This is a genomic window from Gordonia sp. CNJ-863 (genome assembly GCF_001942325.1).
GTDB lineage: Bacteria > Actinomycetota > Actinomycetes > Mycobacteriales > Mycobacteriaceae > Gordonia > Gordonia alkanivorans.
Genome location: NZ_MKKG01000004.1, coordinates 119,023 through 134,327 on the forward strand (window position 1 = coordinate 119,023; position 15,305 = coordinate 134,327).

Sequence of the window (15,305 nt, forward strand, 5' to 3'; positions counted from 1 at the left end):
TCCATGCGGATCTAGTCATCGTTCAGGTCACCGTCGGTGGCCAGTACCTTCGAGTCTGACGGCTGAGGTGACAATTTGGCGAATCGGGGATCCGACAACAACTCCTCGTCGAGGTCGTCGATGAGGTCGACGTCGGGCAGCAGCGGCGCCAGATCGGGCAGTTCGGACAGCGAGGCCAGGCCGAGCCGCTCCAGGAACATCTCGGTGGTCGCGTAGGTCGTGGCGTTGGTCTGCGGGTCCTGGCCGACCTCGTTGATCAGGCCGCGGGCGACGAGCGTCCGGATCACACCGTCGACGTTCACACCACGGATCGCGCTGACACGCGCACGCGTCACCGGCTGCCGGTAGGCGATCACCGCGAGCGTCTCCAGGGCCGCGCGCGTCAGCTTGGACCGCGCTCCGTCGAGCAGCAATCGCTCCACATACGGCGCGTAGTCGGCCCGCGTGTAGAAGCGCCAGCCGTCGCCGGCGAAACGCAGGTCGAAACCGCTGCGCGCCGCGGTGAACTCCGACGACATGGCATTGAGCATCTCGCGCACCCGTGTCCGGTCCTGGTCGACGGCATTGGCCAGCTCCTCGGTGGTCACCGGGGTGTCGACGACGAGCAGCACGGCCTCCAGCGCCGACCGCAGGGTTTCATCGTCGAGGACCTCGGCCTCGTCGGCCACCGCCTCGTCGTTCACGTCGTCGGCGTCGTCGATCGGTCCGTCGGTCATCCGTAGTCCTCTGCCTTGTCGATGCGCAGGTCGTCGATCTGGCGCTCACCGGTCCACATCACGGCGAGATCGCCGAGCGCCTCGGGTTGTTCGAAGGTAATGGCCTGCTCGCGGTAGAGCTCCAACAGACCCAGGAAGCTACCGACGATCTCCAGCCCACTCTCGCAGTCGGCGGTGAGATCGCGGAAGTGGACCCACTCCCCGACCGACGCGCTCAGCAAAGCCGCCATCCGCCGGGCCTGACCGGGCACCGACACCGACTGGACGTCGTGGAGATGGTCGAGTCCGACGGTCGGCACCGGCCGCGGGGTCAGCGCGGTCGCGGCCACCTGCACGAACCCGTTCGCGTCGACGCCGAGCGTGACCTCCGGCAGCAGGTCCTCGAACCGCTGCTCCAGCGAGACTGCGCGCGGATAGCGTTGCAGCGCAGCGGCTTCCAGCTCGCCGAACAACTGTGCCACCTGCTTGTACGCGCGGTACTGGAGCAGTCGGGCGAACAGCAGGTCACGGGCTTCGAGGAGTGCGAGGTCCTCGGGGTCGTCGACCTCGCCCGACGGCAGCAGCCGTGCCGCCTTGAGATCGAGCAGCGTGGCCGCCACGACGAGGAACTCGGTGGTCTGGTCGAGCCCGACCTCCGGTCCGAGCTCGCGGGTGTAGGCGATGAAGTCGTCGGTCACCACGTGCAGCGCGACCTCGGTGACATCGAGCCGGTGCTGCGAGATCAGGTTCAGCAGCAGGTCGAACGGGCCCTCGAAGTTGCGGAGTTTGACGCGGAAACCGGATTCGGGGGCCTCGGATTGAGCCGCGTCGTCGTTCTCCGCGGGGGTGTCGCCGACCGGCTCCGACACCTCGACCGGCGCCGGCGCATCGGGTCCGTCCACCTCGGGTGCAGAAGGATCGGACACGGCCGGGTCGGTGTCGACAGTCATGCGCCCTTGAGGTTGCGCGCGATCACCTCGCGCGCCAGCGCCCGGTACGCCTTCGCGCCGGCCGAGCGGGGTGCCCAGGACGTGATCGGTTCACCGGCGACGCTCGTCTCCGGGAAACGGACCGTACGGGAGATCACGGTGTCGTAGACGGCCTCGCCGAACACCTCGACGACACGCGCCATCACCTCGCGGGAGTGCAGCGTGCGGGCGTCGAACATGGTGACGAGGATGCCCCCGAGGTCCAGGCGCGGGTTGAGACGGTCGCGCACCTTGTTGATCGTGTCGGTGAGCAGCGCCAGGCCGCGCAGCGAGAAATACTCGCACTCCATCGGGATGAGCACGGTGTCCGAGCAGGCGAGGGCGTTCACGGTGAGCAGGCCCAGCGACGGCTGGCAGTCGATGAGCACCACGTCGTAGCGGTCCAGGACGGGGTGCAGCGCACGGCCCAGGGACTGTTCGCGCCCCACCTCGGTGACGAGCTGGATCTCCGCTGCCGAGAGGTCGATGTTGCTCGGTAGCAGGTCGAGTCCCTCGACGCGTGTCCGCATCAGCACCTCGTCGGTGGCCACCTGCGGCGGGACGAGGAGGTTGTAGACCGTCTGCTCGAGTTCGTGGTGCGGCACACCCAGACCCGCGGACAACGCACCCTGCGGGTCGAGGTCGACGAGCAGGACGCGACGGCCGTACTCGGCGAGCGCGGCACCGAGGTTGATGGTCGAGGTGGTCTTGCCGACCCCGCCCTTCTGATTGCAGACGGCGATGACGGTCGCCGGACCGTGACGGTCGAGGGGTCGCGGTTCGGGAACCTCGCGATAGGGACGTCCGGTGGGGCCGATCTCGTCGGCCGCGTGGTGGTCGACCTCGTCGGCGTCATGACCCGGTGAGACCTGGATCCTGTACTGATCCCCCGCGGAGGTCACGACCGCGTCCCCGAACACTCGAGGCGGGCGCCAGACCGCGGTGCGCTCGGAGTGGTCACGTGCCCGCCGCTCCCTTCACTCTTCGGTGTCCGATGCGTGTCGGCCGGGCGGCGGATGCCGGTCCCTGGTCGACGACTCGTATCAGCCTAGGACATCGCGGACGTTCACCCGCGGTCGGCGCGCGGTCAGCGGGCACGCGGATGTGCGACGGCATAGACCTCACGCATCGTGTTCACCGTCACGAGTGTGTACACCTGCGTGGTGGTCACGGATGCGTGCCCGAGGAGCTCCTGGACCACGCGGACGTCGGCGCCGCCGTCGAGCAGATGCGTCGCGAAGCTGTGCCGCAACGTATGCGGGGAAACCGCCTTGTCCAGCCCGGCACGTTCGGCGGCGGTGACCAGTACCTGCCAGGCCGACTGCCGGGAGAGGCGCCCACCCCGGGCGTTGAGGAACAGCGCCGGCGTCGCCCGCGACACCAGCGCGGGACGACCGCGGACCAGGTAGGCGTCGATGGCGTCGATCGCCGGTCCGCCGAGCGGGACGAGACGTTCCTTGCCGCCCTTGCCCCGCAGACGCACCGCCCGGGTGTCGAGGTCGAGGTCGTCGATGTCGAGTGAGGTCGCCTCGGAGATGCGGGCTCCGCAGCTGTAGAGGAACTCCAACAGGGCACGGTCGCGCAGGGCGCGGGGATGGTCGTCGGCGCCGGCGGCCTCCAGGATCGCCAGCACCTCGTCGACCGGTAGCGACTTCGGCAGACGCCGCGCCGGACGCGGCGGACGGACCGCATGCGCGACGTCGGTCGTGACGATCCCCTCCTCGACTGCGAACTTGTGAAAACGCCTCGTCGCCACCAGGGTTCGCGCAATCGAGCTGTCCGCGAGTGGCGTGAACCCGGCATCGGGATCACCTCGACGAAGATCGACGAGGAACTCGCGCACGTCCTCCTCGGCCACCGCGTCCAGCGACGCGATGTCGCGCGATTCGAGATACCGCTTGTACCGCTCGAGGTCCCGGCGATACGAGGACACCGTGTTGGCCGCCGCACCCCGTTCGACGGTGAGGTGATCGAGGAAACGCGAGATGTCGGCGGCGATCGTCACAGGCGACCCACCGCTCGGGTACTCACGGCTGGGGTACTCACGAGCGGCGCCGACGATCGCGAAGCGCGGTGGGTTCGTCGGTCCACGGCGCGTCGACGCCCCGTAGACCGGTCCCCGACCGTTCCGCCGCCGTGGCGGCCAGGATGCCCGCGACGCTCGTGGCGTTCACGATCTCCCCGGCCAGCACCATCGCGACGGCGTCGTCGAGCGGCACCCATTCGACCTCCAGGTCGGCTTCCTCGTCGACGCGCTCCGCCTCGTCGAGGTGATGCAGGTCCTCGGCGAGGTAGAGACGGAGCGCCTCGTCGGTGAACCCCGGCGACAACGCCAGGTCGACGAGCACGTGCCAGGTGCCGGCGGCCAGGTCGGCCTCCTCGGCCAGTTCGCGCTGCGCCGCCGTCAGCGGTGCCTCACCGTCCTGGTCGAGAAGGCCGGCAGGCAACTCGAGAAGTCGACGGCCGATCGGATGCCGGTACTGACGCACCATCGCGATCCGGCCGTTCTCGTCACGGGCGAGGACCGCCACCGCACCGAAGTGCTCGACGACCTCCCGCTCCGCGATACGTCCCCCGGGCATGGCCACGTCGTCGACGCGCAGCGTGATGATCGCCCCGTCGTAGACGGTGCGGGTGCCGGTGACGTCGAACTCGTGGCCACCCAAGCCCGTCAGCCCTCGGTGCCGGTCTGGTCGATCCCGGCGACCGGCTCGACGGTGACGTCGTTGACCGCCGCGACGGTGTCGGCGGGCGCGTCGTTCGACTCGTAGTCGTCACCGAGATCCACCGGAAGCCGTTCGGCTGCCTTGTATTTCAGTGCCGCCTCGATGAACGAGCGGAACAGCGGATGGGGACGGGTCGGCCGGCTCTTGAGCTCCGGGTGCGCCTGGGTGGCGACGAAGAACGGATGAACCGACTTCGGGTACTCGACGAACTCGACGAGGTGCCCGTCGGGCGAGGTGCCCGAGAAGACCAGACCCGAATCGGCGATCTTGTCGCGGTAGGCGTTGTTGACCTCGAAGCGGTGACGGTGACGCTCGGACACCTCACGGGAGCCGTAGGACTCGGCCACGACCGAACCCGCCTTCAGGACGGCGTCGTAGGCGCCGAGGCGCATCGTGCCACCCAGGTCCGCCTCGCCGGCGACCGCGTCGGCCTGGTCGGCCATGGTCGAGATGACCGGATGCGGGGTGTCGGGATCGAACTCCGTCGAGCTGGCCTCGTCGAGACCCACCGAGCGTGCCGCCTCGATGACCACGCACTGGAGACCCAGGCACAGACCGAGCAGCGGGATGCCCCGGCGGCGTGCATACGAGATCGCGCCGACCTTGCCCTCGATGCCGCGGATGCCGAAGCCGCCGGGGATCAGGATCGCGTCGACGTCGCCGAGTGCGGCCTGCGCACCCGCCGGGGTGTCGCAGTCATCCGACGGCACCCATTTGATCTCGGTGCGCGCCTTCCAGGCGAAGCCGCCGGCACGGATGGCCTCGGTGACCGACAGGTAGGCGTCGGGCAGGTCGACGTACTTGCCGACCAGCGCGACCCGCACCGTCTCGCGCGGCTCGTGGACGCGGTGGAGCAGCTCGCCCCAGACCGTCCAGTCGACATCGCGGAACGGCAGCCCGAGCTTGCGGACCACATAAGCGTCGAGGTGCTCGTTGTGCAGCACCTTGGGGATGTCGTAGATCGACGGCGCGTCGGGGGTCGAGATCACGCCGTCGAGCTCGACGTCGCACATCAGCGCGATCTTCTTCTTGAGTCCCTCGGGCACGTCGCGGTCGCAGCGCAGGATCAGCGCGTCGGGCTGGATACCGACGTTGCGCAGCGCGGCGACCGAATGCTGGGTCGGCTTGGTCTTCAGCTCACCCGACGGCGCGAGGTACGGGACCAGCGAGACGTGGAGGAAGAAGACGTTGTCGCGACCGACCTCGTGGCGCACCTGGCGCGCAGCCTCGATGAACGGGAGCGACTCGATGTCGCCGACCGTGCCACCGATCTCGGTGATGACGACGTCGGGAACCTCGCCGTCGGCGTCGGGCTCGCCCATGGCCAGCACACGGGACTTGAGCTCGTCGGTGATGTGCGGGATGACCTGCACGGTCTCACCGAGGTACTCGCCGCGTCGCTCCTTGGCGATGACCGTCGAATACACCTGTCCCGTGGTCACATTCGCCGACTGCGAGAGGTTGCGGTCCAGGAAGCGCTCGTAGTGTCCGACGTCGAGGTCGGTCTCGGCGCCGTCCTCGGTCACGAAGACCTCTCCGTGCTGGAACGGGTTCATCGTGCCGGGATCGACGTTCAGATAGGGATCGAGCTTCTGCATCGTGACCCGTAGGCCCCGAGAAGTGAGAAGTTGACCCAGGCTCGAGGCCGTGAGGCCCTTACCCAGTGAAGAAGCGACGCCACCAGTGACGAAGATGTGCTTGGTGTCGTGAACGTGTCGCAAAGGTCGCAAAAGCGTGTCTCCCGTCGGCCGAATCGGGGCGGATGCCCTGATTACCTACGGGACTCCAGGGTAACACCACTGTGCCGCCGCGCTGTACCGCCACACCGACGCGCGGCGTGGCGGTACTCACTCCGACGACGTGATCGGCTCGATTGCGGCGGTCCCGATGGTGTCAGGCGGCCGGCTTGCCGTCGGCCCCGACGGTGACCGCGGTGGCGCCGGCGCCGGTTCCGTAGGACCCGGTCGCACCCTTGCCCTCGGCGGCGAGCGCCAGGACGGTGGTGATCAGGCCGGTCGGCTGATCGACGTTGTCGACGGTGGACACGGCGTTGGTCAACGACGGGTCGGCGCGGACCACGGCGATCGGTGAGCCGCCGTTCGCCGAACCGGTCCGACCGACGAGCACTCCGCCCACGCCACGGACGGATGCCGCCGCGGCCAGGCGTGCGACCACAGCACCCTGGGCGCCCGAGTCGGGGCCGAACTCGTCGCCGGTCACGACAACCATCAGATCGGCCGGTGTGACGGCGTTGTTGGCGTAGTCGATGAACCCACCGTCACGCAGGGCGGCCAACCCGGTCCGGCGGTCCGCGGACGACGCTGGGCGGGTCGTCTTCCCGGAGAGCACGAGTGTTCCGAGCAGGTCGCCGGCCCGGCTGCCCGAGTCGGTCAGCTCGGCACGCAGGATCGCTCCCGGCGGGATCGTCTGGTCAACGATGGTGCGCAGCTGCTCGGCGTTCTGGTCGCTCAGGAGGGACTCGGTCAGCGCGATCTGACCGGCGAAGCGCGCGCCGGCGCCCGAGATGTTCTCCTTCACGGCGTCCACGTCGGCCTCGGCCGCGTTCGGCGCGGTCACCACGAGAACCGACTGGCCGCGCAGAGTGTTGGCGATGAGCCGGGGCCCGATCGCCAGGTCGAAACTGTTGGCCGCGTTCAGTTTCGCGTTCAGGTCGTCGCGCTGGTTCTCGAGATCACCGATGCGGTCCCGGCTGGTGCCGGTCATCGAGTTCACGCGATCGCCGACGAACCCCGAGCCGAGGAACAGTCCGAGCGCCAATGCCAGGAATACCGCGACCAGTGAGATCGCATGCTGTCGTAGCGAAATCATCGCCTATCGGTTCCAGACCTCTCGTGCCCAGTCGAGCAGCGCATTCCACTGCGTGACAATCCAATCGGTGACGTCGGCGCCGGTGTTGGACAGCAGCAGCGCCGCGATCACGGCGACCAGTGCGGCCAGGACGACACATGCGATCGCGGCACCTGAGACGCGGCTGCGGTACAGCGTCGCAACGGCTTTCGCGTCGACGAGCTTCTGTCCGACCTTGAGGCGGGTCAGGAACATCGACGGGTTGCTCTCGCGACGCGAACGGTCGAAGAAGTCGTCGAGCGTGCCGGGGTAGCCGACGGTGACGATCAGGTCGGCACCGTGGTAGTCGGTCAGCAGCAGGGCGAGGTCTTCCGCGGAACCGGCCGCGGGGAAGGTGGTCGCACCGATACCGAGATCCTGGATGCGCTCGAGGCCTGCGGCGTGGCCATCGGTGTCGGCCGGAAGGACCAGCTGGGCACCGGATTTCAGCGTCGGGGTCTTGATGTTCTCCGGATCGCCGACGATGATCGCGGGCTTGTAGCCGGCCTTGGTCAGGGTGTCGGCACCGGTACCGACGCCGACCATCACCGGCTGGTACTCCTTGATGAACGGCTTGAGTGCGCGCAGATCTGCGGCTCGGTCGGCGCCTTCGCCGACGATGATCACGTGCCGGCCGGCGAGGTCGACGTCGATGTCCGGCACGCCGACACCGTCGATCAGCAACGGGGACTCGCTGCGGATGAACTCGATCGTGTTGCCCGAGAACGCTTCCAGATGATCGACGAGGCCCGCCTTGGCGCCGATCATGATGTCGGCGATGTCGCGCTCGTCGAGCTCGGTGCCCAGGGCCAGTCGACGCTCACCGACGAACAGGCGGTCGTCGTGGACGCGCACCTTGGCGCCGTCCTTGACACGCTTGAAGATCTCCGGACCCACATCGTCGAGGAGCACGATGCCGGAGGCGACGAGCACCTCCGGGCCGAGGTTCGGGTAGCGGCCGGTGATCGAGCGGGAGACGTTGACCACCGCGACCACGTTGGCCTCGACGAGGGCGTCGGCGGTGACGCGGTCGAGGTCGACCTCGTCGAGGATGGCGATGTCACCCGGGCCGACCCGACTGAGCAGCCGCTTGGTGTTCTTGTCGATCCTGGCGATACCGGTCACGCCAGGCAGTTCTTCGGTGTTACGCGCGAGCAGTGCAGGCATCTTCATGCCCGCAATGATTGACCGAACACACGACGGAGCCCGGGAGGCGCGCCGTAACACGAGAAACTTTTGTCACACAAGCAACACGGGCACCAGCCCGTCCGAGTTCAGTGCGCGGCCCGTTCGGCCTCCGCGGTGGCCAGTAGTTCCTCGGCGTGCGCGCGTCCGGTGTCGGACTCCCCCAGGCCGGCGAGCATGCGTGCGAGTTCGGCGACACGCTCGTCACGGTCGAGGGTCCGCACACTGCTGGTGACCAGCGCACCCTTCTTGGACTTGCCGATCACGAGGTGGTTGTCGGCGAAAGCCGCGACCTGCGGCAGGTGCGTGACCACGATGACCTGATGGGCTCGGGCCAGCCGCGAGAGACGCTTGCCGATCTCCACCGCCGCACGACCGCCGACGCCGGCGTCGACCTCGTCGAACACCATGACCGAACCGGAGGTCGGCGCGGCGAGGACAACCTCCAGCGCGAGCATCACACGCGACAGTTCACCGCCCGACGCCGACTTCGCGATCGGGAGCGGCGTGGCCCCGGGGTGCGCGACCAGCGCGAACTCGACCTTGTCGGCTCCGTCGGCCCCGGCATGGGCGCGGGTCCCGGCGACCGTGATCGCGAGCCGGTCCTCGGGCGAGGCGGGTTCGGGACTGACGGAGACCGCCAGAGCCGAGTCGCCCATGGCGAGGCCCTTCAGCTCCTTGGACACCTTGTCCGCCATCGACGACGCCGCCTTGACGCGCAGCGAGTGCAGTTTGGCCGCAGCGGCCTCGACCTTCTCCAGCGCCGTAGCGGCCGCGGACTCGAGCTCTTCGATGGATGCCCGCGGGTCCTCGATCTCGGCGAGTCGGGCCTGCGCCTTGTGCCGCCAATCGATGACGCCGTCGACGTCGGGTGCGTACTTGCGCACGAGGGACTTGAGTTCGGCCTGGCGGGCCAGGAGTTTGTCGAGTTCGTCGGCATCCGCCGGGAGACTCGAGGTGAACGCGGTCAGTTCGGCCCCCACGTCGGTGATGACGGTGAGCGCCTCGGAGACGCGTGGGACCAGTCCTCGCAGGGTGTCGTCGGCGGCGCCCTCGAGGAGTGTGCGGACGGAGCCCAATCCCTCGATGACCGATGCCCCCGAGTCGCCGGCGACGATGTGGTGGGCCTGATCGGCGGCCCCGCGGATGGACTCGAGGTCGGACAGACGCCTGATCGTCGCGGTCAGATCCTCGTCCTCGCCCGGGAGCGGATCGACCGCGGCGATCTCGTCGATGCCGAAGCGGAGCCGGTCGGCTTCCTGTGCGAGCTCGCGGTAGTTGGCGCGACGGGCATCGAGCTCGTCGAGGATGTCGACCCACGCGGTCCGCGCCTTGCGGTAGGCCTCCAGCGCGGACGATGCCTTCGATCCGCCGAACGTGTCGAGAGCCGCACGCTGATGCTCCGGACGAAGCAGACGCAACTGATCGTTCTGTCCGTGGATGGCCAGGACCGCGGTGGTGAGCTGACCCATCACGCCGGCGGGGACCGAACGGCCACCCAGATGAGCGCGGGAGCGCCCGTCGGCGCTCACCGAGCGCACCGCGATCACGGTGTCGTCGTCGTCGAGTTCGGCTCCGGTGGAGTCGAGGATGTCGGCGACCACCGGATCCTTCTGCACGCCCTCGGCGTTCGCCAGCCGGAAACGACCCTCGACGATCGCCTTGGCGCTACCCGTCCGGACGCGGGTCGCGTCAGCACGAGCACCCGACAGCAGGTGCAGGCTGGTGACGATCATCGTCTTGCCCGCGCCGGTCTCGCCGGTCAGCACCGTGAAGCCCGGATGGAAGCGCGCCTGCGCCTCCTCGATGACACCGAGTCCGGTGATCGACAGTTCTTCGAGCACCCCTATGCCTGCCTCCCTCGCCATCCCGTGACCGGGAGGGCGAACTTGGTGACGAGCCGGTCGGCGAACGGATCGGAGTCGATCCGGATCCAGTTCACCGAACGATCGCTGCGTACGACCTCGACGCGGGCGCCGGCGGGCACGTCGAGTGCTCGACGGCCGTCACACAGCGCCACCGCCGGGCGTCCGTTCTTGTCCACTTCCACCGCGATGCGCGACCGCGGGCTCGTCACCATGGGCCGCGCGAACAGCGCGTGTGCGTTGTTGGGCACCACGAGGATCGCCTCGAGGTCGGGCCACATCACCGGGCCGCCCGCGGAGAATGCGTAGGCCGTCGACCCGGTCGGGGTCGCGACCAGCACGCCGTCCGCGCCGAATGCCGATACCGGGCGACCATCGACCTCGGTGACGAGTTCGAGCACACCGTTCTTGCTGGTGTTGAGGATCGCGACCTCGTTGAGCGCCCAGCTGCTCGCCGTCGGCGGGTCGGGGTCGGCCGGGTCGACGATGTCGATCTCGAGCGTCATCCGCGGTTCGATGCGGTAGTCGCGGGCGATGAGCTGATTCATCACCTCGTCGACCTTGTGCGCCTCCGATTCGGCGAGGAAGCCGATGTGCCCGAGGTTGATGCCCAGCACGGGCACCCCCGCCGGACATGCCAACTCGGCGGCGCGGAGAAACGTCCCGTCGCCGCCGAGGACGATGACGAGCTCACATCCCTCGGCCGAGGCGGACTCGGCGGTGGTCACCTCGACCACGGCGCCCAGGGACCGGAGGTACTCGGGATCGACGGGTACGTTTCCGGGTCGCGACTGCTGATCGTCGCGGTTGCGGTAGATCACGTCATGATCGGGGGCGTCCCGGTCGAGGGTGTCGTGGTCGACGACGCGCAGCGCGACACCGGCGGCACCGCAGTGGCGGGCGATGGCCTCGATCGTCTCGAGGACGTTCTCGCGTCCGGTGTGGGCGACCACCAAGAACTCGCGGGCACCGGCGGACTCGGCTACCGAATCGTCGGTCACTGGTGGTTCCCTCCCAGAGAAGTGTGGTCGGACGTGTGTGGTCGAGCAGGAACGAGATGAGCAGGCGCCGGCCGATTCGGACTCAGCTCGGCCCCTCCGCGACCGCACGCTCGATCATGGAGCGGAGTTCGTCGGACGATGCCGACGGGTCGACCCTATCGCTCTCCCCCGACTCCTCGCCCGCCCGGCCACCGGGCTCGTTGCGCAGCCAGAGGAAGAACTCGACGTTGCCCGACGGGCCCGGCAGCGGACTGGCCACGACGCCACGGGTCACGAGCCCGAGTGCGGCCGCCTCTGTCGCCACCGCCAGCACGGCCTCGGCACGCAGAGCGGGGTCGCGCACGACGCCGCCGGAGCCGACGCGGTCCTTGCCCACCTCGAACTGCGGCTTGACCATGGGCAGCAGATCGGCACCCGGCACCGCGCAGCGCGCGAACGCCGGCAGGACGAGTCCCAACGAGATGAAGGACAGGTCGGCCACCACGACGTCCACCGGACCACCGATCGCTTCCGGTTCGAGGTGCCGGACGTTGGTGCGGTCGTGTACGTGAACGCGGTCGTCGTTCTGCAGACGCCAGATCAGTTGTCCGTAACCGACATCCACGGCGACGACCTCCCGGACGTCGCGACGCAGCAGGACATCGGTGAAGCCGCCGGTCGAGGCACCTGCATCGAGGCATCGGCGACCTGCCAGGGACAGCCCTTGGGGCTCGAACGCCTCGAGAGCACCGAGGAGTTTGTGGGCGCCGCGCGACGCCCAGTCGTCCTTCGGTGCTTCCACCACGACGATCGGGGTATCCCTGGTGACACCGGTCGCGGCCTTCGCCGCCACCGTTCCGTTGACCTTCACGACGCCGGCATCGACGAGTTCGCGCGCCTGCTCCCGGGATCGGGCCAGGCCACGCCGGACGAGTTCCGCGTCGAGTCGCGCTCTGGTGGCCATCGTCAGTGCCGCGTCCGGAGTCGGATCATCGGCGGTCCACCGCGTCGAGCGCCGCGGTGAGGGCGTCGTGAGCCTGCTCGAGGAGGTTGGCCTGACGCTCGAGGGCAGCGAGCGAGAAGGTGTCACCGACCGACTCCCGGAGATCGTCGACCTGCACGAGGAGCTCGGAGACGGTGGCCTCGACGTCGGGCAGGTCGAGTGCGGCGTCTGCGCCCGACGAGGGATCGTCGTTGAGTGCCGCCATCGGGTCGTACTGACGACGCGGCATGGCGCCCGGACCGGGTCGGGGCGCCATGCTGTTCGGTGTCGGAACGCTGCTCAGGCCCGAAGGACTGCTCTCGTCACTCGGATAAGTCATCGTCACCCACGCTAGCCGACCAGGGTGACACCCAGCGACGCCAGCTTGTCGCGCGCCGGGCCCTCGGCACGAATCCGCAGTTCCTCCGGATCAGCGGTGCCCGCATCGACCGCGGCCCAGGTGGCAGCTGCCAGAGCAGGAACGAGTCCGATTACGTCGCCCGAGCCGGAGACAGTCACGGTGGACGCCTCCACGCTCACGGTCCAGCCCGGCTGATCGGCCACGCGAACCGCGTCGATCTCGTCGAACACGCCGGCCAGATCGTCGATGACGTAGGTGGGACGCTGCTCCGGCGGAGCGGCCAGCAGGTCGGTGACCGTGCTGACGCCCGTGAGAACCAGTGCACTCTCGATGCCGACGGCGTGTGCGCCCTCGATGTCGGTGTCGAGACGGTCGCCCACGACGAGCGGTGAATTCGCCGCAGCACGGGCGATCGCGTCCGCCATCAGCGGGGCAGCCGGCTTGCCTGCGACGAGCGGCTCCTTGCCGGTGGCGTTACGCAGTGCGGCGACCATCGAACCGTTGCCGACGAGCAGACCGCGCTCGGACGGCAGTGTGGCGTCGACATTGGTGGCCACCCACAGGGCGCCGGCCCGGATCGCCAGCGCGGCCTCGGACAGCTGGGCCCAACCGGTGTCGGTGGAGTGTCCCTGGATGACGGCTGCGGGACGGTCGTCGGCACTGCGCGTGACGCCGATGCCGACCTCGCGCACCTCTTGCGCCAGCCCGTCGGTGCCGATGACCAGCGCCCGCGACCCCGGAGGGAGATGCTCGGACAGCAACCGCGCCCCCGACTGAGCACTGGTGACGACGAGGTCGTCGGTCGCATCGAAGCCGAGCTCACGAAGGTGGGCGGCGACCTCTGCGGGACGACGACTCGCATTGTTCGTCACGAAGAAGCGAGGTATGTCGAGCCGGTCGAGGGTGTCGACCGCGTTCGGCAGTGCCTGGTGGCCCGCGAAGACGGTTCCGTCGAGGTCCAGTAGCAGCGCATCGTATCGATCGACGAGTGCCTGCGACCCGGTACTGCCCTCTTCTATGTAGCTGGACGTCGCCGACAGGTCGGCAGTGCCTTCCAGGCTGTCGATCGTGTCGGTGTCGGCCGGCTCCGAAGAGGCGACCCGTTCGGGTGCAGTAACCGGCTCAGGAGCAGCGATCGGCTCGGGCACGGACACCGGTTCAGGTGCGGCCACCGGCTCAGGGTCAGCAACGGGCTCGGGAGCCGGGCTCGTCTCGGCCGGAGCAGGCTCGGCAGTCACAGGCTCTCCAGTTACCGCCTCCGGCTTCGCCTGCTCGGAGGCCGCCGGAACCTCGGACACCGCGCTGTCGGCGAGAACGTCGACTCCGTCGACGTCCGGCTCGCCGTTCCCGACGGGTGTGTCGTCGTTCGCGAGCTCGGTCAGGCGGAACTCGGCGTCGGTGACGTCGTCGATGTCGGCGGCGGCCGCATTCATGAACCAGGTGATGGCCTCGTCCCGACGACCGGACGCGTACAGCGCCGATGCGTAGGCGTAGAACAGGCGTGCGGGACCGGTTCCCACCTGTCCCGGCTTGAGGTTCTCGGCCTGCAGCGTCACCACGGCCTTCTCCGGCTCGCCGAGGTCGATACGCGCACCGGCTTCGACTATGCGCATCTCGGTGGCTTCCTCACCGGTCAGCGCACGGCCCTCGTCCCCGCGGGCGATCTCGACGGCACGTTCTGGACGTCCCAGCCCACGCTCGCAGTCGGCGATGAGGGGCAGCAGCGCGTTGTTGCCGGTGATACGACGGGCAGCACGCAGTTCGGTGGCGGACTCCTGCCACTCGCCGGCGTTGTACGCGGCGATACCGGTGGTCTCCCGGACCACGCCGACACGGGAAGCACGGCCTCGTGCGGCACGGGCATGCTCGAGGGCGAGAGCCGGCTCTTCGAGAAGTAGTCGCGAGACCATCACCAGGTGTTTCGCGACGATCTCGGCATTCGCCTTGTCGAGGGTCAGCAGGTCGCGACGAACTTCCGGATCGAGATCCGACGCATTGAGGTCATCGGGTAGCGGCGGACCCTGCTGCCGGCGGCCACCGTCGCCGCGCTCACGCCCCGGACGGTCCGGGCGACGCCCCCGGCCCGAATCACCACGGCTGGAGTCGCCCTGGCCACGGGATCCCCGCTGACCTCGGGGGCCACCCTGGCCCCGCGACTCGCGCTGATCTCGCGTATCACGTTCACCGCGTCCGTCACGACGCGGACGATCACGATCACTCATAGCTGCCAATCTATGCCCTCGAACCTTGATGGGAAGCATCGCCGGCCACGTCGAGACGACGTGCGCGAACAAGAAAAGCCCCGTATCCGACGAAAGAAATCATCGAATACGGGGCCCTTCTGAAATTGTGTTCGGCGGTGTCCTACTCTCCCACACTGATTAAGGTGCAGTACCATTGGCGCTGGAGGGCTTAGCTTCCGGGTTCGGAATGGGGCCGGGCGTTTCCCCTCCGCTATGGCCGCCGTAACTTTATGAAACAATCCACAACGGTTTGTTTGTTTGTTGTGTGTTGTCTCAGAAGATGCATAGTGGATGCGAACACACCAAAACCTGTTGTTTGGTGATGTTGTGGGTGTTGTTGGTAAGTCCTCGGCCGATTAGTACCAGTCACCTGAACACATTGCTGTGCGTACAGTTCTGGCCTATCAACCCCATGGTCTGTAGGGGGCCTTAACCCCGCAAAAGGGGGTGAGA

General features: G+C 68.3%; 13 protein-coding genes and 2 rRNA genes. All 15 read right to left on the bottom strand.

The features are described from left to right. Positions 1-11: 11 nt before the first annotated feature. Positions 12-716, bottom strand: coding sequence for an SMC-Scp complex subunit ScpB (gene scpB / locus BJF87_RS02580; protein WP_035752242.1), 705 nt, complete (start codon positions 714-716; stop codon positions 12-14). Beyond that, positions 713-1,645, bottom strand: coding sequence for a ScpA family protein (locus tag BJF87_RS02585; protein ID WP_075862580.1), 933 nt, complete (start codon positions 1,643-1,645; stop codon positions 713-715). The genes scpB and BJF87_RS02585 overlap by 4 nt, the downstream gene beginning before the upstream one ends. After that, a complete protein-coding gene (locus BJF87_RS02590) occupies positions 1,642-2,583 on the bottom strand; it encodes a ParA family protein (RefSeq protein ID WP_006360847.1) in 942 nt (313 codons plus the stop codon). The genes BJF87_RS02585 and BJF87_RS02590 overlap by 4 nt, the downstream gene beginning before the upstream one ends. A gap of 167 nt (positions 2,584-2,750) precedes the next feature. After that, entirely contained in the window at positions 2,751-3,668 is a 918-nt protein-coding gene (xerD, locus tag BJF87_RS02595) for a site-specific tyrosine recombinase XerD (RefSeq protein ID WP_006360846.1), read from the bottom strand. 37 nt (positions 3,669-3,705) lie between these two features. Continuing rightward, on the bottom strand, positions 3,706-4,329 hold the full coding sequence (locus BJF87_RS02600) for an NUDIX hydrolase (RefSeq protein WP_006360845.1): 624 nt from the start codon (positions 4,327-4,329) through the stop codon (positions 3,706-3,708). 5 nt (positions 4,330-4,334) lie between these two features. Beyond that, entirely contained in the window at positions 4,335-6,119 is a 1,785-nt protein-coding gene (locus BJF87_RS02605) for a CTP synthase (protein WP_075862581.1), read from the bottom strand. 163 nt (positions 6,120-6,282) lie between these two features. Then, complete coding sequence (locus BJF87_RS02610; RefSeq protein ID WP_035752236.1) at positions 6,283-7,218, bottom strand: copper transporter; 936 nt, start codon at positions 7,216-7,218, stop codon at positions 6,283-6,285. A gap of 3 nt (positions 7,219-7,221) precedes the next feature. Further along, positions 7,222-8,409, bottom strand: a complete 1,188-nt coding sequence (steA, locus tag BJF87_RS02615) for a putative cytokinetic ring protein SteA (RefSeq protein WP_035752234.1) — start codon at positions 8,407-8,409, stop codon at positions 7,222-7,224. Positions 8,410-8,510: 101 nt separating this feature from the next. Further along, entirely contained in the window at positions 8,511-10,265 is a 1,755-nt protein-coding gene (gene recN, locus BJF87_RS02620; protein WP_075862582.1) for a DNA repair protein RecN, read from the bottom strand. Positions 10,266-10,267: 2 nt separating this feature from the next. Continuing rightward, entirely contained in the window at positions 10,268-11,287 is a 1,020-nt protein-coding gene (locus BJF87_RS02625) for an NAD kinase (RefSeq protein ID WP_042375710.1), read from the bottom strand. An 82-nt stretch (positions 11,288-11,369) separates the two neighbouring features. Next, positions 11,370-12,230, bottom strand: coding sequence for a TlyA family RNA methyltransferase (locus tag BJF87_RS02630; RefSeq protein ID WP_035752229.1), 861 nt, complete (start codon positions 12,228-12,230; stop codon positions 11,370-11,372). Positions 12,231-12,255: 25 nt separating this feature from the next. Beyond that, positions 12,256-12,588 (bottom strand): hypothetical protein, encoded by a 333-nt coding sequence (locus tag BJF87_RS02635; protein ID WP_035752526.1) that lies wholly within the window; start codon positions 12,586-12,588, stop codon positions 12,256-12,258. A gap of 11 nt (positions 12,589-12,599) precedes the next feature. After that, on the bottom strand, positions 12,600-14,831 hold the full coding sequence (locus BJF87_RS02640; protein WP_187346451.1) for an HAD-IIA family hydrolase: 2,232 nt from the start codon (positions 14,829-14,831) through the stop codon (positions 12,600-12,602). A 129-nt stretch (positions 14,832-14,960) separates the two neighbouring features. Further along, a 5S ribosomal RNA gene (rrf, locus tag BJF87_RS02650) occupies positions 14,961-15,077 on the bottom strand. A gap of 111 nt (positions 15,078-15,188) precedes the next feature. After that, positions 15,189-15,305: ribosomal RNA gene (locus tag BJF87_RS02655) — 23S ribosomal RNA — on the bottom strand; the annotation flags it as partial.

Bases quoted from the DNA above. Each gene is read 5' to 3' on its own strand.
- scpB (WP_035752242.1), bottom strand. From the start codon at position 716: ATGACCGACGGACCGATCGACGACGCCGACGACGTGAACGACGAGGCG.
- BJF87_RS02585 (WP_075862580.1), bottom strand. From the start codon at position 1,645: ATGACTGTCGACACCGACCCGGCCGTGTCCGATCCTTCTGCACCCGAG.
- BJF87_RS02610 (WP_035752236.1), bottom strand. From the start codon at position 7,218: ATGATTTCGCTACGACAGCATGCGATCTCACTGGTCGCGGTATTCCTG.
- steA (WP_035752234.1), bottom strand. From the start codon at position 8,409: ATGAAGATGCCTGCACTGCTCGCGCGTAACACCGAAGAACTGCCTGGC.
- BJF87_RS02630 (WP_035752229.1), bottom strand. From the start codon at position 12,230: ATGGCCACCAGAGCGCGACTCGACGCGGAACTCGTCCGGCGTGGCCTG.
- BJF87_RS02635 (WP_035752526.1), bottom strand. From the start codon at position 12,588: ATGACTTATCCGAGTGACGAGAGCAGTCCTTCGGGCCTGAGCAGCGTT.
- BJF87_RS02640 (WP_187346451.1), bottom strand. From the start codon at position 14,831: ATGAGTGATCGTGATCGTCCGCGTCGTGACGGACGCGGTGAACGTGAT.